20 protein-coding genes and 1 pseudogene are annotated in these 18,050 nt (G+C 65.8%); 15 read left to right on the top strand and 6 right to left on the bottom strand.

What is annotated here, in order from left to right:
* Positions 1 to 8: 8 nt before the first annotated feature.
* The gene (locus A5709_RS05795; protein ID WP_068118698.1) at positions 9 to 1,940 is read right to left on the bottom strand and encodes an NAD(P)/FAD-dependent oxidoreductase; all 1,932 of its coding nucleotides are present in this window, start codon (positions 1,938 to 1,940) and stop codon (positions 9 to 11) included.
* 330 nt (positions 1,941 to 2,270) lie between these two features.
* On the opposite strand from A5709_RS05795, the gene A5709_RS05790 reads away from it, so the two are divergent.
* Both A5709_RS05790 and A5709_RS05785 read left to right on the top strand, forming a co-directional pair.
* Complete coding sequence (locus A5709_RS05790; RefSeq protein ID WP_068118696.1) at positions 2,271 to 2,735, top strand: hypothetical protein; 465 nt, start codon at positions 2,271 to 2,273, stop codon at positions 2,733 to 2,735.
* Positions 2,736 to 2,859: 124 nt separating this feature from the next.
* Complete coding sequence (locus tag A5709_RS05785; protein WP_067944477.1) at positions 2,860 to 3,993, top strand: nitronate monooxygenase; 1,134 nt, start codon at positions 2,860 to 2,862, stop codon at positions 3,991 to 3,993.
* Positions 3,994 to 4,001: 8 nt separating this feature from the next.
* Here the strand turns inward: A5709_RS05785 and A5709_RS05780 are convergent, their stop codons facing one another.
* Genes A5709_RS05780 through A5709_RS05770 form a run of 3 tightly spaced genes read right to left on the bottom strand, consistent with a single transcriptional unit; the run spans position 4,002 to position 4,984 of the window.
* Positions 4,002 to 4,226, bottom strand: coding sequence for a hypothetical protein (locus tag A5709_RS05780; protein WP_067944478.1), 225 nt, complete (start codon positions 4,224 to 4,226; stop codon positions 4,002 to 4,004).
* 57 nt (positions 4,227 to 4,283) lie between these two features.
* Positions 4,284 to 4,574 carry a hypothetical protein gene (locus tag A5709_RS05775; protein ID WP_068118693.1) on the bottom strand — a complete coding sequence of 97 codons (291 nt, stop codon included), beginning with the start codon at positions 4,572 to 4,574 and terminating at the stop codon, positions 4,284 to 4,286.
* An 11-nt stretch (positions 4,575 to 4,585) separates the two neighbouring features.
* Positions 4,586 to 4,984 carry a hypothetical protein gene (locus A5709_RS05770; protein WP_067944480.1) on the bottom strand — a complete coding sequence of 133 codons (399 nt, stop codon included), beginning with the start codon at positions 4,982 to 4,984 and terminating at the stop codon, positions 4,586 to 4,588.
* 211 nt (positions 4,985 to 5,195) lie between these two features.
* On the opposite strand from A5709_RS05770, the gene A5709_RS05765 reads away from it, so the two are divergent.
* From A5709_RS05765 to A5709_RS05755, 3 genes are read left to right on the top strand one after another with little or no spacing between them, the layout of a single operon-like run.
* Positions 5,196 to 6,479: a cytochrome P450 gene (locus A5709_RS05765; RefSeq protein ID WP_067944481.1), complete on the top strand. Its 1,284-nt coding sequence runs from the start codon at positions 5,196 to 5,198 to the stop codon at positions 6,477 to 6,479.
* 10 nt (positions 6,480 to 6,489) lie between these two features.
* Positions 6,490 to 7,503, top strand: a complete 1,014-nt coding sequence (locus tag A5709_RS05760; protein ID WP_068118687.1) for an alcohol dehydrogenase catalytic domain-containing protein — start codon at positions 6,490 to 6,492, stop codon at positions 7,501 to 7,503.
* 13 nt (positions 7,504 to 7,516) lie between these two features.
* A complete protein-coding gene (locus A5709_RS05755; protein ID WP_068118685.1) occupies positions 7,517 to 8,065 on the top strand; it encodes a YceI family protein in 549 nt (182 codons plus the stop codon).
* Between the two features lie 21 nt (positions 8,066 to 8,086).
* Here A5709_RS05755 and A5709_RS05750 read toward each other — a convergent pair whose 3' ends face one another.
* A complete protein-coding gene (locus A5709_RS05750) occupies positions 8,087 to 9,199 on the bottom strand; it encodes a hypothetical protein (RefSeq protein ID WP_068010287.1) in 1,113 nt (370 codons plus the stop codon).
* A 613-nt stretch (positions 9,200 to 9,812) separates the two neighbouring features.
* Between A5709_RS05750 and ag85B the strand changes: the two genes are divergently transcribed.
* A complete protein-coding gene (gene ag85B / locus A5709_RS05745; RefSeq protein WP_067944484.1) occupies positions 9,813 to 10,805 on the top strand; it encodes a diacylglycerol acyltransferase/mycolyltransferase Ag85B in 993 nt (330 codons plus the stop codon).
* Positions 10,806 to 10,892: 87 nt separating this feature from the next.
* Here ag85B and A5709_RS05740 read toward each other — a convergent pair whose 3' ends face one another.
* A complete protein-coding gene (locus A5709_RS05740; protein WP_082953325.1) occupies positions 10,893 to 11,498 on the bottom strand; it encodes a hypothetical protein in 606 nt (201 codons plus the stop codon).
* Between the two features lie 71 nt (positions 11,499 to 11,569).
* Between A5709_RS05740 and A5709_RS05735 the strand changes: the two genes are divergently transcribed.
* The 9 genes and pseudogenes from A5709_RS05735 to A5709_RS05695 all read left to right on the top strand — a co-directional run.
* Positions 11,570 to 12,145 carry a chorismate mutase gene (locus A5709_RS05735; RefSeq protein ID WP_082973797.1) on the top strand — a complete coding sequence of 192 codons (576 nt, stop codon included), beginning with the start codon at positions 11,570 to 11,572 and terminating at the stop codon, positions 12,143 to 12,145.
* A 93-nt stretch (positions 12,146 to 12,238) separates the two neighbouring features.
* Positions 12,239 to 12,688, top strand: coding sequence for a resuscitation-promoting factor RpfC (rpfC, locus tag A5709_RS05730; protein WP_231972034.1), 450 nt, complete (start codon positions 12,239 to 12,241; stop codon positions 12,686 to 12,688).
* 35 nt (positions 12,689 to 12,723) lie between these two features.
* The gene (locus tag A5709_RS05725) at positions 12,724 to 13,197 is read left to right on the top strand and encodes an SRPBCC family protein (protein ID WP_197520086.1); all 474 of its coding nucleotides are present in this window, start codon (positions 12,724 to 12,726) and stop codon (positions 13,195 to 13,197) included.
* Between the two features lie 6 nt (positions 13,198 to 13,203).
* Complete coding sequence (locus A5709_RS05720; protein ID WP_067946464.1) at positions 13,204 to 14,037, top strand: SDR family oxidoreductase; 834 nt, start codon at positions 13,204 to 13,206, stop codon at positions 14,035 to 14,037.
* Between the two features lie 13 nt (positions 14,038 to 14,050).
* A complete protein-coding gene (locus A5709_RS05715; protein ID WP_068118682.1) occupies positions 14,051 to 14,470 on the top strand; it encodes a lipoprotein LpqH in 420 nt (139 codons plus the stop codon).
* 53 nt (positions 14,471 to 14,523) lie between these two features.
* On the top strand, positions 14,524 to 15,855 hold the full coding sequence (locus A5709_RS05710; protein WP_068118785.1) for a cytochrome P450: 1,332 nt from the start codon (positions 14,524 to 14,526) through the stop codon (positions 15,853 to 15,855).
* A 77-nt stretch (positions 15,856 to 15,932) separates the two neighbouring features.
* The gene (locus A5709_RS05705; RefSeq protein WP_068010195.1) at positions 15,933 to 16,376 is read left to right on the top strand and encodes a limonene-1,2-epoxide hydrolase family protein; all 444 of its coding nucleotides are present in this window, start codon (positions 15,933 to 15,935) and stop codon (positions 16,374 to 16,376) included.
* Between the two features lie 269 nt (positions 16,377 to 16,645).
* Positions 16,646 to 16,837 carry a hypothetical protein gene (locus tag A5709_RS05700; protein ID WP_068010194.1) on the top strand — a complete coding sequence of 64 codons (192 nt, stop codon included), beginning with the start codon at positions 16,646 to 16,648 and terminating at the stop codon, positions 16,835 to 16,837.
* A 32-nt stretch (positions 16,838 to 16,869) separates the two neighbouring features.
* Positions 16,870 to 17,718: pseudogene (locus A5709_RS05695) on the top strand (DMT family transporter); the annotation flags it as partial.
* Positions 17,719 to 18,050 lie beyond the last annotated feature (332 nt).

Genomic DNA, 18,050 nt, shown 5'->3' with positions numbered 1-18,050 from the left:
TGGCGTGCTCACTTCCTTTGCCGCACAACAAATTGTGACCAGTCGGGCTCACGCACGGCGGCCCAGTACTCGTTGAGACGCCACGGACTGACGGTGTGGATCTCCCCGTCGGCGTTCTTGAAGTAGGAGTGTTTGACCGCGGGGTGCGCCCACACCATCTTCTTGATCTGGGTCTGCGTCCGGTCATGCCATTCGGTGGCGGCGTCGGGTTTCGGCTCCAGCGAATGCACCTCTGGGTCGGCCAGCCGCGCCAGGCACTGGTCGATGTAGCGCATCTGCAGCTCGGACTGAAAGATCAGGCTGCCGCCGTGGGCGAGGTGCGTTCCGGGCCCGTAGATGATGAACAGGTTGGGGAACTTCGGAACAGTGATGCCCAGGTAGGCGTACGGTCGGCTCCCCCACATCTCGCGCAGGTCGACCCCGTCGCGCCCGGTGATCTTCAGCGGCCACAGCACGTCGGTGTGCCGGAAACCGGTGGCGTACACGATGACGTCGACGTCATGCGCCACACCGTCTCCGGTGACGATGCCGCGTGGGGTGATCCGCCGAATCGGCGTGCGCACCAGTTCGACGTTGTCCCGCTGCAGTGTTTGCAGCCAGCTGCCGTTGTCCTGCAGTGTCCGTTTGCCGCAGGCGGGATAGTCGGGCATCACCTTGGCCAGCAGGTCGTGTCCTTCGCCGATCTGGCTGGTGATCCACTGGGAGAACATCATTTGGGCGGCGGCGTTGATGTCGCTGACGGCATGCTCCTGGTCGGCGTAGTCCGGGTCGCCTTCCGCGGCGTCGAGCCCCTTGTCGGATCCCGGCCAGAGGACGAGAAAGCGGTACCAGCGCCCGTAGAACGGCAGGTGGCGCATGGCCCACCGCATGCCGTCGCCGACCTCGTCGTGATACATCGGGTTGGGGAACATCCACTGCGCGGTCCGCTGAAAGACGGTGAGGTGCTCGACATCCGGGGCGATGGCGGGTGCGATCTGGAAACCGCTGGCCCCGGCGCCGACGAGCGCGACGCGCTTCCCTCGGATGTCGACGGAGTGGTCCCAGGCCGCCGAATGGAACGACGGGCCCGCGAAGCTCTCGGCGCCGTCGAAGTCGGGAATGTTGGGCCGGTTCAACTGACCGACCGCCGTGATCAGGGCACGGGCGCGCACCGTGCGCGTCTGGCCTTCGGCGCCACACAGCCGGATGCTCCAGGTGGCGTCTTCGTCGACCCATTCGGCGGCCACAACCTCGGTATTCCACAGCACGTGCTCGGCCAGGTCGTGCTTCGCCATGACCTGCGTGAAGTAGTCCTGCAGCTCGTGCTGTTCGGCGAAGAAATGGGTCCAGTCGTTGTTGGGTTCGAAACTGTAGCAATAGAAGTGGTTGGCCACGTCGACGCGGGCACCGGGATAGCTGTTCTCCCACCAGGTTCCGCCCGGGCCGGGGTTTTTCTCCACGATGGTGAAGGGAATGTTGGCCTGCTTGAGCCGGATTCCGGCCAGGATGCCCGATTCACCGCACCCGACGACGAGGACCGGGATGTCGGCCGCGCTCTCGGTCGGCAGGGCATGCGGGCGGCGGGGATCGACCCCGTCGAGGTCCATCTCTTCCAGCACCAGGGGCAGGTAGTCGTCGGTCACGTGCTCGCAGGCCGCCCAGTCCATCATTTCGCGAATGAGATCGAGGCTCAGCGGCTCCGGTTCGGGGCAACCGCGGTCCCGATACTCGGTGATCACCGGCAGGGCGACCGCGCGGGCCCGCGCCTTGTCCTCCTCGGACATGAAGCCCTGGATTTCGTTGAGAAAGACGCCCATCTGCTTGAAGTCGCGGATGAAGCGCGGGTCGCCGGTGATGTGCACGAGCGAGAGCAACAGGGTCGGGATGCTGACATTCGCGAGGGCGGCCTCGATCTCCGCCGTGGAGGTGGTGAAGGGATCGCCGGCATAGGCGCTGCGCATCGAGTGTGGGTCCTCTCGGTGAACGGCTGTCAATTACGCTACGAGCCGTGTCGTAATTGGCAGCACCACGCTACCCGCTGGCGACGCGGTGGATCAATAGCCCGCTACGGGGCGTCACCAGCTTGGGGATGCCGAAGGATGTGCGAGACGATCTCGCGTAGCGCGGCGTCGTCCGCCGCAATGCCGACGTAAATCACTCGAAATTCGAATCTCGCGTCAGGCCCGCTGACAACTTTTGGGCACCATTTCCTGACGCCGCTCTTGTGCCGCTGCGAAACAATGGGTTCACGTCGACGAGTGCTCCCGGTGAGCCGGAGATGGAGGAGCGTCATGGCCTCGTTGCTCACGGCCTGCGGCGGATTCCTGTTGGCCGTCTTGTGGATGGATCTCATCTTCGACGTACAGGTCCTTCGATTTCGTTCCGCGCCAACCGATCTGCCCGAGGCCGTACTCGCCTCCATCGCGGCTTACTACCATCGCGCGACCACCACGTCGCGCCCGATGAGCCGGCTGATCGCCGCGGTCATGGTGATCCTGCTGGGCGCGTTGACCTACCAGTCCGCGCGCGGGCATGACCCCTGGTGGCTCTTGGTGCTGTCGGCCATCCTTGCGGGGAGTCCGACGATGCTGGCGTTGACGCAAACGGTTCCCGACGCGGTGCGGCTCGGCCGGCGAACGGACGGTCCACCCGAGCAGACCCGCCTGGCGCGGTCCGTCTGTCGGGATCACCTCGTGTGCGCCGGCTGCATGTTCGCGTTTGTGGTGCTGTGGATCGCGCGCAGCGCGGCACTTTGAGCGGCCGACGGGCCGTAGTGGCAAAACGCAGGTCAGGACCCGCTGGCCACGTCAATGCGGTCCGTACTAAACTAGAACACGTTTCAATTTGTTTGCGTCGGTTCCGCGCCCCACAGGAGTAGGCATGCACACCGCCATCTGCGATGAGCTTGGTATCGAGTTTCCGATCTTCGCGTTCACCCACTGTCGTGATGTCGTGGTCGCGGTCAGCAAGGCCGGCGGTTTCGGCGTGCTCGGCGCGGTCGGCTTCACCCCCGAGCAGCTCGAGATCGAGCTCAACTGGATCGACGAGAACATCGGCGACCACCCGTACGGAGTCGACATCGTCATCCCGAACAAGTACGAGGGCATGGATTCGCACCTGTCCGCCGAGGAGCTTGCCGACACGCTGCGCAAGATGGTGCCCCAGGAGCACCTCGACTTCGGCAAGAAGATCCTGGCCGACCATGGCGTGCCGATCGAGGACAGCGACGGCGACAGCCTGCAGCTGCTCGGCTGGACCGAGGCGACCGCCACGCCCCAGGTCGAGGTGGCGCTCAAGCACCCGAAGGTGAAGATGATCGCCAACGCCCTGGGCACTCCCCCGGCCGACATGATCAAGCACATCCACGAGGCGGGACTCAAGGTGGCCGCGCTGTGCGGGTCGCCGTCGCAGGCGCGCAAGCACGCGGACGCGGGCGTCGACATCATCATCGCCCAGGGCGGCGAGGCCGGTGGGCACTGCGGCGAGGTGGGCTCGATCGTCTTGTGGCCGCAGGTGGTCAAGGAGGTCGCCCCGGTGCCGGTGCTCGCGGCCGGTGGCATCGGCAGCGGCCAGCAGATCGCGGCGGCCCTGGCGCTGGGTGCCCAAGGAGCGTGGACGGGCTCGCAGTGGCTGATGGTCGAGGAATCCTCGAACACACCGGTTCAGCAACAGGCGTACGTCAAGGCGGGTAGCCGGGACACCGTCCGCAGCCGGTCGTTCACCGGCAAGCCGGCCCGCATGTTGCGCAACGACTGGACCGAGGCGTGGGAGGCGCCGGAGAACCCGAAGCCGCTCGGAATGCCGCTGCAGTACATGGTTTCCGGGATGGCGGTGCGGGCCACGAACCGGTACCCGAACGAGAGCGTGGACGTCGCGTTCAACCCGGTCGGTCAGGTTGTCGGCCAGTTCACCAAGGTGGAGAAGACGGCGACGGTCATCGAGCGCTGGGTGCAGGAGTACCTGGAAGCGACGAACAGGCTGGACGAGCTGAACGAGGCTGCTTCCTCCGTCTGACGGCGGAGTTAGACCTCGTCGTCGAGCTCGTCGCGGCCGCTGAACATCTCCCTCGTCCGGTCCACCGCGTACGTGCCGATCTCGATCGAGTTCTGGACGATGCCGCTGACACCGCCGGAGATGTCTCCCCGGATGATGTCGCTACCGTGTTCGACGATGTCGGAGGCCTTCTCGACCGCGTTGGTCGCGATGTCCTTGGCCGCGTCGACCGCATCTTTCGGGCTGAAGCCCATCTCGAGTCTCCTCTCGTCGCGGGACAGTTGGCTATGACTCTAGACCGGGCGCAGTAACTAGTAGTTGACCAAGGTGCGCCAATAGGATTCGGGGATCTCGGCCCCGGAGCGCAATATCCGGGCCAGCCCGACGGCCATCGCGATGCCCAGCAGGCCGAGCCAGAGTCCGGCCAGGCCGATGATCGCCCACAGCACGGCGGTGACGACGGGCCACGGCGAGAGCACCGCGAGGACAGGTGCGAAAAAGAAGCCCGTCCCGATGTACCACGCCGAGCCGGCACGATCCGACGCGAGGACGAACCGCAGCCAACGCGGGATCGGAGGTGCGCCGGCCCGACCGTCGTCCATGGCTCAGCCGCTCACTCGGACGGAGGGAAGAATCCCGCCCCGGTGAACCATCCCTCTTGCCAACCCCGCTCGCCCAGGCACAGCATCGGCAGCCCGCGATCCGACTGCGCCGCGGCTTGCGGCCCAGGGCACTTCGCGCCCGCCTGCTGCACCCCGTACAGCGGATAGGAGATGACCCAGTATCCGGTGGTGGCCGCCGGGAACTGGTTGGGCGGAGGGAAGTGGCACGCCTCCGCCTGGCCGCTCGGGCCGCGGCCGAAGATGAAGCGCTCATAGTTGTCGCACGGCGCGCCCAACGACGCCTGATAGTTCATCCCCGGCACATCGCCGTCATATCCGGCTGCCGCGCACGGCGCCACGCCAATCGCAATGCCCGCTATAGAAGCGGCGCTGAGCAGTTCCCGAATCATGTTCCACCCCGCCTGTCGTCGCCGGTGACCTGCACCAAAGCATATCCATCGGGCCGTCGCTCACAAGACCGTATCGCCGGTCCGAATGCGAAACGAGGAACACGTTCCAATTTGCCCCCGGCGATCTTGCGTCAATGCTTCCCAACCGTGGTGCGGCAATGGTTTATTTGCACAAAGACGACTAGACCACTTCGTCACCGAGGAGCGGGCCATGCCAACCGTCGAGCCAACCGCCAAGCCGGTCCCCAATCTCCCTCCCGGATTCGACTTCACCGATCCGGACATCCACGCCGAGCGACTGCCGGTGGAGGAACTGGCCGAACTGCGACGGACCGCGCCAATCTGGTGGAACGAGCAGCCCCTCGGGGCAGGCGGGTTCGACGACGGCGGCTTCTGGGTGGTGTCCAAGCACAAGGACGTCAAAGAGGTGTCGCTGCGCAGCGACGTCTTCTCCAGCCTGCAGAAGACGGCGCTGCCGCGCTACAAGGACGGCACGGTCGGCGAGCAGGTCGAACGCGGCAAGTTCGTCCTGCTGAACATGGATGCGCCGCAACACACCCGACTGCGCAAGATCATCTCCCGTGCCTTCACTCCCCGGGCCATCGAGCGCCTGCGCGGCGACCTCGCCGAGCGCGCGCGGCGCATCGTCGAAGAGGCGGCCGCCCAGGGTCGCGGTGACTTCGTCGAGCAGGTGTCGTGTGAGCTGCCGTTGCAGGCCATCGCCGGGTTGATGGGTGTGCCACAGGAAGAACGCAAGAAGCTCTTCCACTGGTCCAATGAGATGGTCGGCGACCAGGACCCCGAGTTCGCCAACAACGACGCCATCACCGCTTCCGTCGAACTCATCATGTACGGCATGCAGATGGCTGCGGACCGGGCGAAAAACCCGGGGGAAGACCTCGTCACCAAGCTGGTCCAGGCCGACATCGACGGGCACAAGCTCTCCGACGACGAGTTCGGATTCTTCGTCATCCTGCTGGCCGTGGCCGGCAACGAGACCACCCGCAACTCCATCACGCAGGGAATGATGGCCTTCACCGACTTCCCCGATCAGTGGGAGCTGTACAAGAGGGAGCGCCCCGCCACCGCTGCCGACGAAATCGTCCGCTGGGCAACCCCGGTGACGTCCTTCCAGCGCACCGCGCTGGAGGACTACGAACTCTCCGGCGTGCAGATCAAGAAGGGCCAGCGGGTGGTGATGGTCTACCGCTCGGCCAATTTCGACGAGGACGTCTTCGATGACCCGTTCACCTTCAACATCCTGCGCGACCCCAACCCGCACGTGGGGTTTGGCGGCACCGGCGCGCATTACTGCATCGGGGCGAACCTGGCGCGGATGACCATAGACCTGATGTTCAACGCGATCGCCGACGGCATCCCGAACCTGGAATCGATCGGGAAGCCCGAACGGCTACGGTCGGGCTGGCTCAACGGGATCAAGCACTGGCAGGTCGACTACCACACCGACGGCGCGAAATCCCCTGCCGCGCAGTAGCCTCAACCGCATGGCAACCCATCGAGCAGTTCATGTGAAGTCGGCCGGGGCACCGTTAGAACTGGTCGATGTCGAAACCAAGCCACCGGGACGTGACGAGGCGCGGATAACCGTCACCGCATGTGGAATCTGCGGCACGGACGCACACTTTGTCGCAGGCGGCTTCCCGGGCATGACGTGGCCGTTGACTCCCGGGCACGAAATCGCCGGAACGATCGCGGAACTCGGGCCGGGTGTCGAGGGTTTCGCCGTCGGCGATCGTGTCGCGGTCGGGTGGTTCGGCGGGTGCTGCTACCACTGCGATGAATGCCGAAAAGGCCACTTCATTCATTGCGAGAACGGGAAGGTGCCGAGTTACCAGTATCCGGGCGGGTACGCGGAATCGGTGACCGTCCCGGGGAGTGCGCTCGCCCGCGTACCGGAAGGGCTCTCCGACGCGGAAGCCGCGCCGATGGGTTGCGCCGGCGTTACCACCTACAACGCCTTGCGCCATACCAAGGCGGTGCCCGGTGACCGGGTCGCCATCCTCGGTGTCGGCGGCCTCGGCCACCTCGGGGTGCAGTTCGCCCGGGCGATGGGGTTCGAGACCATCGCCATCGCTCGGGGCAGCGGCAAAGAGGAGGATGCCCGGAAGTTGGGCGCCCACCACTACATCGACTCCACCGCCGCCGACCCCGCGGAGGCGCTGAAGGCCCTGGGCGGAGCGGCGGTCGTGTTGGCGACCGCCGGCAACTCGCCGGCGATGGCCGCAACGGTCGGCGGGATATCGCCGCAAGGCGAGCTCGTCACCATCGGCGTCACGCCCGAACCGTTGCCGATCAGCCCCATCCAACTGATCACGCCGGGGATCAGCATCGTCGGTCATCCTTCCGGCACGGCGAAAGATGTTGAAGACACGATGCATTTCGCCGTGCTGTCCGGGGTGCGGGCGTGGGTCGAGGAGCTACCGCTGTCCCAAGCCGCGGACGGATACGCGGCGTTGGAGCAAGGGCGCGCGCACTACCGCACAGTGCTGACGATGTGATTACAGTCGGCCTATGACCGACGTGTGGAGCTTGGACGCAGCCGACGGCGAGTTACTTCTTGGCACCGGCGTTCGCGGGCGAGCCGCGCGAATGGGCCACCGTCTCACCATCGCCATGACCCGCTGGCATGCCACCGTGGGCTGGGCCGGCTCGGAGCCCGCCACCGTGGAGCTTGTGGTCGAAACGGATTCCTTCGAGGTGTTACGCGGCGAGGGCGGCGTGAAGGGATTGTCAGGACCCGAGAAGGTTTTGGTGCGGTCCAACGCTTTGAAGTCGTTGGACGCCGGCCGTTTTCCCGAGATCCGTTTCCTCGCACGGGACATCGGCAAGACCGACGACGGGTACCGCCTCACCGGTCAACTCGACATTCGGGGAAAGTCGCGGGGTCACGTAATCGACTTGCACACAGAGGATCTCGGGGACGCTTGGCGTATGTCCACCGAGTCAACGGTCCGACAGACCGACTACGGCATCAAGCCGTACTCATTGCTGATGGGTTCGGTCCAGGTCGCCGACGACGTTTCGGTGTCCTTCTCCGCGGTTCACGCGAAAAACGCCTGAGCGCCTTGTCCCGCGCCGACGTCAGGGCTGCGGCTGGGAGGGCGCCTGCGAGGCCGAGGCGCCCGTCGCGTCGCCGGTGTCGCCCGGGATGTGTTCGAGCATTCGCGTCAGGTAGGGCTGCCTGCTGTTGGGCTCCGGTTCCGGCCGCTGCTCGTCGGGTGCGGTGGCCTCCGTGATCGGTTCGCCGGCCGGGACTTTCGCCTGCGGGGTCAGCGGTGCGACGACCGGGGGCGGTGCTACGGCCTCGGCGACTTGGGGCGGCGGCGCGTGCTCCGTGTGCCGCGGGACGGGCTCGCTGGCCGGGGCCAGTTGAAGGCCCACCGCTAGCGATATCGAGGAGACAAAGGTGACCACACCGGCGGCCAGAGTGGTCACGGCCCCGGCGTACGACAGCTTTCGCGGCGCCGGCGGCGCGGCGACGGGTGCACTGGGGTGCACCACCAGCTGGTCGTCGGTGAACTCGGTGCTTCGGGCTGCGGTCAGCGCAGCGCCTCGCGCGATCGTCACCTGCGCCATCGCTTGCACGAATACCGGCACCGGCAGGGTCTTTTCGAGCTGCCAGGACAGGCCGTCGATGTCGCTGTGCGCGCCGATGACCACCACCCCGGCGGGCTGCCAGCCATTGCGGTCGAACATGCCGGTCAACCAGCGAGTCAGGCCGTCGAAACCGCCGCGCACCTGCTTGGTCGCCGTCTGCGTTTCCCCGTCGCGGGTATCGACCATGACGACGGTCGTCGAGTCGTGTTCGAGGAGACAGACCGCGGTCTGTTCATAGCCGATGACCGGCGCGAGGGCCCGCGCCAGTGTCTCGACGGCGTCGAGTTGCCGGACCGGCACGACGTTGTCGAAGCCACCGTCGGTGAGCGCTTCCAGCAGCAACGCGGCGTGGGCCGCCGCGTCGTCGTTCCACGTCACCCCGATGACCCGCAGTCGATGGTCGCTGGCGGCCGCCTGCGCTTCGACCCGTGCGATCTCGTCCGCTACTTGCTCCGCGGTACTCACGGCGCGGCCGCCGCGACCGGCGTCCAGCACCAGCTCCTGATGATCCAGGATGGTGCCGTCCGCGCCGTGCCCTTCAGCGAGGACCCACCCAACGGCGGTCGGCGTCACTGATAGCCCAAGTACCGTGTCCAAACTCATGCCCCAATCGGTCCCGGGCCTCCGACCCCCTCAGCGGCACCCGCGCACGCCAGGAAACCCCTGGTCAGTTGGGTCGTAAGGGCCGGAACGGACCGAGATAACGTGGTCTCCATCGGCTTGCTCCGTGAGAGCCTACGCGGTCGACACAAGTCCGGCTGCCCCGGTTCGATCTCGCCGGACAATCAGCCCGTCGGTAACCAATCGATGCGCCCACAGGACGCGCAGGTGGGAGAAGGGCCGCCGGCGCCGGGAATCCATGGCTTCCTCGGGCGGCGATAAACGTCTTGCGGGTACCGAATCGACCTTTTCGGCGGCGGTTCGGCGTCGCCGCGCCGCTCGACGTCATGGCGGGACCGAAAATGGCGGCTTTGCGCATTACGGCCTACCCCGCCCCGGACCTCTCTGCCAGGCGTTTTGCTGGGACGAGTCGCGAAAACCCGGTCCGGGCCAACCGAGGCCAACGTTGCGGCGGTCTTATCCCGGGACCGCAATTCGGCGGGAAATTCCGATACCAAACTGAGACATCCCCGCGTCCCGATCGACATTCGGGCTATACGCACGGTAAATTCCTGCCTGAGACGACGGTCACATACGACAAGGGGCAGGTATGACAGATCTGAGCGAGATGGTCCGGGCCTGGGGGCGCCGGCTTTTAGTCGGTGCGGCAGCGGCCGTTACCCTCCCGGGGCTGATCGGTCTTGCCGGCGGCGCACCGACCGCGGGAGCGTTCTCGCGCCCGGGCCTGCCGGTTGAATACCTGCAGGTGCCGTCGGCGGGGATGGGCCGCAACATCAAGGTTCAGTTCCAAAGCGGCGGCAACAACTCCCCCGCGGTCTATCTGCTCGACGGGTTGCGCGCCCAGGACGACTACAACGGCTGGGACATCAACACGCCGGCGTTCGAGTGGTACTACCAGTCGGGCCTGTCGATCGTCATGCCCGTCGGTGGCCAGTCCAGCTTCTACAGCGACTGGTACAGCCCGGCCTGCGGCAAGGCCGGCTGCTCCACCTATAAATGGGAAACGTTCCTGACCAGTGAGCTTCCCCAGTACCTGGCCTCCAACAAGAGCGTCAAGTCCACGGGCAGCGCCGCGGTCGGCATCTCGATGGCCGGCTCGTCGGCACTGATCCTGGCCGCCTACCACCCCAACCAGTTCATCTACGCCGGTTCGCTGTCGGCCCTGATGGATCCGTCGCAGGGCATGGGCCCGTCCCTGATCGGCCTCGCGATGGGTGACGCCGGCGGTTACAAGGCGAGCGACATGTGGGGCCCGTCGAGCGACCCCGCGTGGCAGCGCAACGACCCCACGCTGCAGATCCCCAAGCTGGTCGGCAACAACACCCGCCTGTGGATCTACTGCGGTAACGGCACGCCGTCGGAGTTGGGCGGGGCGAACATGCCCGCCGAGTTCCTGGAGAACTTCGTGCGCAGCAGCAACCTGAAGTTCCAGGACCAGTACAACGCGGCCGGTGGGCACAACGCGGTGTTCAACTTCAACGCCAATGGCACACACAGCTGGGAGTACTGGGGAGCCCAGCTCAACGCCATGAAGCCGGACCTGCAGGGCACCCTTGGTGCCACCGCCGGCGGCGGCGGGTAGCCTCACCTGCCCCGAGGTCGCTACTGCGCCCGACGACGACGCCGTCGGGCGCAGTAGTGCGTCATGGCCCCGTTTGGCGTCGGCCGATCAACGCGGCGCGGCGAATTGGTTGGTGATATCCGTCCAAGCCGTCGCGTCCCTGCGGTGATCGTTCATGTTGCGGCACTGGCCGTAGACGCGTAGGACGCCCAGGTGCGGTTCGTCGTCGTGGCGGTAGACGATCACCGTGACGCCATCCTTGGTGAGTGTCTTCGCGAACGCGTGATTGTTGGGTGGTAGGCCCTCGGCCCAGCCGTCGCCGGCCAGCGTGGTGGCAATCCGGGTGATATACGTGTCGGCCGGTGCCGTGGCGGGCACCGAGAATGTCAGATAGATCGAGCCCTGGTACGGCGGGTCGTCCCGGTCTTTGCAGGACATCAGCGCGTAGCCGGCCGAGGAGGCCTGCAGGCCCGCCGCGGTGACGATGTTCTGGGCCGAATTGACGACCTGAGCCTTCGACTGCTCGTCGTTCACCGGGCTGGCGGGATGGTCGATGGCGTCGGCGGGCGTGGAATGCAGCCGATCCACCATGATGAGCGCCGCCCCGAGCAGCAACGGAATCGCCAGCGCGACGGCGATCAGCGCGCGAATCTGCTTCGAGCGCAACGATTTCCCGCGCTTCCCGCCAACGCGGCGCGGGCCGCGACTATCCATGGTCGACGACATCAGCACCTCAGGCTAACTCCGAAATGCGCTCGCATCCGGCGCTGCCGCAGAATCATGTCATGCAGAGCCGGCGCGTCACCCTGGTTACCCGCTGCGCCGGCACGATCGTCGGGCTGGCGATCCTGGTCGCGTCGCCCGCGAGCGCCGACGACGCGAGCCCGCTCACCGAGTTGGTCGACGTCGCCGCGCAGCGGTTACAAATCGCCGAGCCGGTGGCCGCCTACAAGTGGACCACTCACGGGGCCATCGAAGACCAGGACCGCGTCCGGCAAGAACTCGCGAAAATGGCCGCCCAGGCCTCGGCCCGGCGGATCGACCCCGACTACGTCACCCGGCTGTTCGGCGACCAGATCCGCGCCACGGAGGGCATCGAATACAGCCGGTTCGCGGATTGGAAGCTGAATCCTGATGCCGCCCCGGGCCAGTCGGTCGACCTGTCGGCGTCGCGGTCGGCGATCGACGACCTCAACCAAACGATGCTCAACCAAGTCGTGGGCAACTGGGACCTGCTGCATTCGCCGGCCTGCCCCGCACAGCTCGACCTCGCCGCAAGCGGCGTTGTCCGCGCGCGCAGCCTCGACCCCCTCTATCAACGGGCGCTGGCGTTAGCAACTCAGTCATATTGCCAGCAATAATTTAATTTTTCCTCATCGGTTTCTAACACTTTCTTTTTGTTCCGCGATATTGCCGTTTCCGCAGATAGAGGGCATATCTCGCGGCATTTTCGAATGGGTAACGCTTTGGCCACAGCGGCCGAATTCCATGACATGAAAATTCTCTGCAAGCCTCTCGTCAAGTCCCTGGCGGTCGGCGGGTTCGTTGCAGCGTCGATAGCTTCGTCCACCGGTATAGCCACCTCCGCGCCCACCCCGAACTGGGACGCGATCGCGCAGTGCGAGTCCGGTGGCAACTGGCACGCCAACACCGGAAACGGCAATTACGGTGGACTCCAATTCAAACCGGGTACCTGGGAACGGTACGGCGGTGTCGGCAACCCGGCGGCCGCGTCCCGAGAGCAGCAAATCGCCGTAGCCAACCGGGTTTTCGCCGACCAAGGGGTGGAGGCGTGGCCCAAGTGCGGCGCCCAGTCGGGCCTGCCGATCGGTTGGTACTCGCACCCCGCGCAGGGCATCAAGGAGATCATCAACGGGTTGATCCAGGCGGCGGCGCCGCACTGACGATATGTCCTCGCGGTCTATGACCGAACGGCAAGCTGTGTTTGGATCAGGCCATGGAAGGTTCGGCGACTGTTCATATGGCGGCGTCTGCGGACAAGATCTGGGATCTCATCGCAAACGTTCGCAACATCGGCCGGTTCTCCCCCGAAGTGTTCGAGGCCGAGTGGCTGGGCGACGCGAATGGCCCGGCCCTCGGCGCGAAATTCCGTGGCCATGTGCGGCGTAACGAGATTGGGCCGGTGTATTGGACGACGTGTGAGGTGACCGCGTGTGAGCCGGGCCGCGAATTCGGGTTCGCGGTGCTGCTCGGTGATCGGGCGGTCAACAACTGGCATTACCGATTGGCACCCAGCGGCGGCGGCACGGACGTGACCGAGTCTTTCCGCCTCAACCCGGCGCCCTGGCTCGCCGTCTACTGGCTGTTCGGGGGTTTCCTGCGTAAGCGACGCAACGTGCGCGACATGACCAAAACCCTCAATCGCATCAAAGATGTGGTCGAGGCTGGCTGACGCGCCGTGAAATCGATCTTCATCACCGGTGCGGGCAGCGGCATGGGCCGGGAGGGGGCAAAGCTGTTCCACGCCAAGGGGTGGCGGGTCGGCGCCGTGGACCGCAACGGTGACGGTTTGGCGACGCTGCGGGAAGAACTCGGCGGCGACCGGTTGTGGACCCGCCAAGTCGACGTGACGGACAAGGCGGCCCTGGAGGGTGCCCTCGCCGACTTCTGCGCCGGCAACAGCGACGGCGGGCTCGACATGATGTGGAACAACGCGGGCATCGGCGAAAGCGGATGGTTCGAGGACGTGCCCTACGAGGCCGCCATGCGCGTCGTCGACATTAACTACAAGGCGGTGCTGACCGGGGCCTACGCCTCGTTGCCGTACCTGAAGAAAACGCCTGGCAGCCTGATGTTTTCGACGTCGTCGTCGTCGGGCACCTACGGCATGCCGCGCCTGGCCGTCTATTCGTCGACCAAGCACGCCGTCAAGGGATTGACCGAGGCGCTCAGCGTCGAGTGGCACCGGCACGGGGTTCGCGTCGCCGACGTGCTGCCCGGCCTGATCGACACGGCCATCCTGACCACGACGACGAATCACTCCAACGACGGCGGTGCCCCGAGGACGGCCGATGAGCTTCGGGCCACCGCGCCCAAGAAGGGGTTGTTCCGGCTGATGCCGGCGAGCAGCGTGGCGGAGGCCGCGTGGCAGGCTTACCACAACCCGAAGCGGTTGCATTGGTACGTGCCCAAGAGCATTCGCTTGATCGACTTCTTCAAGGGCTTGAGTCCGGAACTCGTGCGACGCAGCATCGTCAAATCCCTACCCGCGCTGATGCCGAAGCGGCAGTGAAGGAGGTGAACCGGTGCGAAACCGGTTAATCGCGGTGGTTTTCGTGGTGATCGCCGGCGTCGGCGTCGCGGGGTGCGGGCAGGCCCAGACCACGCCCCGCAAAGCGGCCCGCCTGACCATCGACGGAGCCACTCACACCACCCGCCCTCCGGCGTGCAGCCAAAACCAGCAGTACCGCACCATCGACATCAAGGACCGCGACGGCGGTGTCGAGGCCGTGGTGCTCACCAGTGGTTACCGGGTAATGCCCCAGTGGGTGAAGATCCGCAACGTCGACGGATTCACCGGCAGCTTCTGGGAAGGCGGCGTGGGCGACGCGCACGCCGACGTCACCAACGACGCATACACGATCAGCGGTAGCGCCTACGGCATCAACAGCAGCAACCCCGACAAAGTGGTGACGACTGAGTTCAAGATCATCGCCGAGTGCTGACGGTGTCCGGGGTCCGGGCATAGGCTCGGTGGCATCGATCGATGGAGGGGCCGGTGAAGGAACGTTTGCACTGGTTGGCGATGCACGGCTTCATCCGGGGCGTCGCGACGCTCGGCGTCCGGCGCGGTGACCTGCACGCCAGGCTGATCGCGGATCCCCGGGTGGCCGCCGACCCGGTGCCGTTCTACGACGAACTCCGGGCGGCGGGACCGCTGCTCAAGGGTCGCGTGAGTTATCTGACGGCCGACCACGCGCTGGCCCACGAGCTGCTGCGCTCCGAAGACTTCCGCGTGCTGGTGTTCGGGGCGAATCTGCCCAAGCCGCTGCGGAGGCTGGAGGGCCGCACCCGCGACGGTCTGCTGCATCCGCTTCGCGCACCGTCGCTGCTCGCCGTCGAGCCGCCGGACCACACCCGCTACCGCAAGACGGTGTCCGCGGTCTTCACTCCCCGCGCGGTTGCCGCGTTGCGCGCTCGCGTGGAGCAGACCGCCGCCGACCTGTTGGATCAGCTTGCCGCCGAGTCCGGCGCCTCGCAGGTCGTCGACATTGTGGGTCGGTACTGCTCGCAGCTGCCGGTCGCGATCATCAGCGACATCCTCGGCGTCCCAGAGCGCGACCGGCCGCGCGTCCTGGAATTCGGTGAGCTCGCCGCGCCGAGCCTGGACATCGGATTGACGTGGCGGCAATACCGCAGTGTGCAGCGAGGGCTCGAGGGCTTCAGCTCCTGGCTCGACGAGCATCTCGGCCGTTTGCGGCGCACCCCGAGCGACAACCTGATGAGCCAGCTCATCCAGATAGCCGAAAGCGGTTCCGCCGAAACATATCTGGACGAGAATGAGCTGCAAGCCATCGCCGGGCTGGTATTGGCGGCCGGGTTCGAGACCACGGTCAACCTGCTTGGCAACGGGATCCGCATGCTTCTGGATGCGCCCGACCGCCTGATCACCTTGGGCGAACGGCCCGAGCTGTGGCCCAACGCCGTTGAGGAGATTCTGCGGCTGGAATCGCCGGTACAGCTGACCGCGCGGATCGCGCGGGGCGACGTTGAGCTGGCCGGCAGGCGGCTCCAGCGTGGCGACTTGGTGCTCGTCTATCTGGCCGCCGCCAACCGCGACCCGTCCGTCTTCGACGAGCCGCACCGCTTCGACATCGAACGGCCAAACGCCGGAAGGCATCTCGCGTTCTCCGGGGGCCGGCACTTCTGCCTGGGCGCCGCGCTGGCGCGTGCCGAGGGCGAAGTCGGGCTGCGTACGTTTTTCGACCGCTTCCCCGCGGTCCGCGCGGCGGGCATGGGAAGCCGACGTGACACGCGCGTGCTGCGCGGCTGGTCGTCACTGCCGGTCGCGCTGGGACCGGCACGGTCGATGGCTCGCATCGACGGCTAGCGGGGCGCGCCGGGAGAACACCGGCTGTTGACACCCGTTCGGCAACCGAGTTTATTTGCGCTATGACAGACGTTTCTATGATCTCGGTCGAGGATGTCGTCCTCGGGCTATGGCAGGCGCTCTCGCGGCGGGACTGGGAGGCGGTCAAGACGTTTTTGTCCGATGACTGCCTCTACGTCGACATGCCCGTTCCGGCGCTGTCGGCGCGCGGGCCGGAAGACATCGTCAAGCGGCTCAAGATGGGTCTCGAGCCGCTGGCGGGCTATGAGAACCACGACGGCGTGCTGGTGTCCAACGGTGCCGACGTGATGTACGAGCACTCGGAGACATGGACGTTCACCACGGGCGAGCGAGGCGTGCTGAGATTCGTGACGGTCCACAAGGTCGAGGGCGGCAAGATCACCGTCTGGAAGGACTACTGGGACATGAACAGCCTGGTCAGCTTCGCTCCCCCGAACCACTTCGAGAACCTGGCGACGGCCGACACCAGCTGGGTCTTCGACGCGACAAGCTTGGTCTAGCAGACTCGTCCGTAACTGCGGCGCCGAAAATCGAAGATTCGGGTGCGGTCGTCTGACGCGTTCAGGGCGGGCGCCTCAACCGACGCTGGTTGGACTCGATCACCCGATGCTTGCTAAATGGATAGGAAACTCTATCCCTAGAGGCAACCCAATCTGGCTTCCCGGTCATTCCGGAGAAGTGCTTTGTCTACCACCATTTCCTTCATGAGTTCGTCATGGATTAGGCAACGACAATCACATGACCGAAACGAAGTCAACGAGGAAATGCCATGAGCGCCAGTAACATCCACCCGTCGACTGCTGTCGACCAGCAGAACCCCCTCCGGTCGGTGCTCTCGAAGAGCTTCCGGGTCGCCTTTGTCGTGACTGTGACTCTGGGCACCTTGGCTGGGACCGGGGTGGTCCTGTGGCTGTTGAAAGCGCTCGCGACGAGCAGGTACGGCGTCTACTTCGGGGTCTAGCCCGAAGTGATCTCGGCATCTTGAGAGGTCCCATGTTGAAATCGGAAATCGCGGTTGTGCTCGCCCTGTGCGCCGCGCTGGCATCCGCGATCGGCGCGGTGAGCCGTCAACAATCCGCGCGTCAGGTCACCGACGAACCAGTCGGCCACTGGGAGTTGTTCCGCATGTCGTTGCGCGACGCCCGGTGGTGGCTTGGCGGCGGGGGAGCCGTTGCCAACTACAGCCTGCAAGCCGCCGCGCTGGGGCTCGGGTCGGTCATGTTGGTGACGGCGCTGCAGGTGACGGCGCTGCTATTTGCCCTGCCGGTCAATGCGCGGCTGAACCATCACCGGGTGACCCGCCCGCAGTGGATGTGGGCGACGGTGCTCGCCGTCGCTTTGGCGGTGGTCGTGGCCGTTGGCGACCCGAAGGCCGGGCAGTCGCAGGGGTCGCTGACAGCCTGGACTGTGGTGGCCCTGGTGTTGGGTCCCCTACTGGTGTGCTGTGTCCTGGGGGCGCGCATTTGGCCCGGTCCGCGTGCGGCGGTACTCCTTGCGGTGGTGGCCGGTTCGTCGCTGGCCCTGTTCGCGGTGCTAACCAAGGCCGTCGTCGCGGCGGCCGGACATGGTTTCGGGGCGCTGCTGTGCGCGCCGGAGTTCTATGTCTGGATTCTTGCGGCGTTGGCAGGGATGATCTTCCAGCAGTCATCGTTTCGCGCTGGTGCGCTGACCGCCTCAATGCCGTCGGTGACCGTGGCCAAGCCTGCGGTGGCATCGGTTCTGGGCATCGTGGTGCTCGGCGAGACCCTCAACGCCGATGGCGTGGGCATGATCGTCTTGGCGTCGGCGGCGATAGTGGTGATTGTCGCGATAGTTGCTCTGGCCCGGGGTGAGGCCCCTGCCGCGGCGCTCAGTAGCGAGCAGAACGCGGAAACCTCTGATCATCCTGAGGTGCCGGAGACGCTCAGGCGTCCGCGCGTAACGTTGGATCCGCGGTGCCATCGACACCTATTTCTTGGCGAGTGCAGGTCGACGGACTACGGACGGGCACACGTCGAAGTACAGAGCGAATCGCATGCTGGGTGTTCGACGCGACGGCCTTGGTCTGAGCGGTCTTCGCCCGCAGCACCGGATCATCGGATCGCTATGAGCTGCAACGGATTCGGCGACATCGGCGCTGCGCAGGGCGCTGTGATGGTCGACATACGAGGGGTGACCATCCAAGCGACTCGAGC

It is taken from the genome of Mycobacterium sp. E1386 (assembly GCF_001672745.1).
GTDB lineage: Bacteria > Actinomycetota > Actinomycetes > Mycobacteriales > Mycobacteriaceae > Mycobacterium.
Note: the sequence above shows the minus strand (reverse complement) of the source record. Positions and strands in the feature narration are given on the sequence as shown.

Bases quoted from the DNA above. Each gene is read 5' to 3' on its own strand.
- rpfC (WP_231972034.1), top strand. From the start codon at position 12,239: ATGGGTAACGCTTTGGCCACAGCGGCCGAATTCCATGACATGAAAATT.
- ag85B (WP_067944484.1), top strand. From the start codon at position 9,813: ATGACAGATCTGAGCGAGATGGTCCGGGCCTGGGGGCGCCGGCTTTTA.
- A5709_RS05780 (WP_067944478.1), bottom strand. From the start codon at position 4,226: ATGGGCTTCAGCCCGAAAGATGCGGTCGACGCGGCCAAGGACATCGCG.
- A5709_RS05755 (WP_068118685.1), top strand. From the start codon at position 7,517: ATGACCGACGTGTGGAGCTTGGACGCAGCCGACGGCGAGTTACTTCTT.
- A5709_RS05700 (WP_068010194.1), top strand. From the start codon at position 16,646: ATGAGCGCCAGTAACATCCACCCGTCGACTGCTGTCGACCAGCAGAAC.
- A5709_RS05790 (WP_068118696.1), top strand. From the start codon at position 2,271: ATGGCCTCGTTGCTCACGGCCTGCGGCGGATTCCTGTTGGCCGTCTTG.
- A5709_RS05735 (WP_082973797.1), top strand. From the start codon at position 11,570: ATGCAGAGCCGGCGCGTCACCCTGGTTACCCGCTGCGCCGGCACGATC.
- A5709_RS05760 (WP_068118687.1), top strand. From the start codon at position 6,490: ATGGCAACCCATCGAGCAGTTCATGTGAAGTCGGCCGGGGCACCGTTA.
- A5709_RS05740 (WP_082953325.1), bottom strand. From the start codon at position 11,498: ATGGATAGTCGCGGCCCGCGCCGCGTTGGCGGGAAGCGCGGGAAATCG.
- A5709_RS05705 (WP_068010195.1), top strand. From the start codon at position 15,933: ATGATCTCGGTCGAGGATGTCGTCCTCGGGCTATGGCAGGCGCTCTCG.
- A5709_RS05765 (WP_067944481.1), top strand. From the start codon at position 5,196: ATGCCAACCGTCGAGCCAACCGCCAAGCCGGTCCCCAATCTCCCTCCC.
- A5709_RS05795 (WP_068118698.1), bottom strand. From the start codon at position 1,940: ATGCGCAGCGCCTATGCCGGCGATCCCTTCACCACCTCCACGGCGGAG.
- A5709_RS05785 (WP_067944477.1), top strand. From the start codon at position 2,860: ATGCACACCGCCATCTGCGATGAGCTTGGTATCGAGTTTCCGATCTTC.
- A5709_RS05775 (WP_068118693.1), bottom strand. From the start codon at position 4,574: ATGGACGACGGTCGGGCCGGCGCACCTCCGATCCCGCGTTGGCTGCGG.
- A5709_RS05770 (WP_067944480.1), bottom strand. From the start codon at position 4,984: ATGATTCGGGAACTGCTCAGCGCCGCTTCTATAGCGGGCATTGCGATT.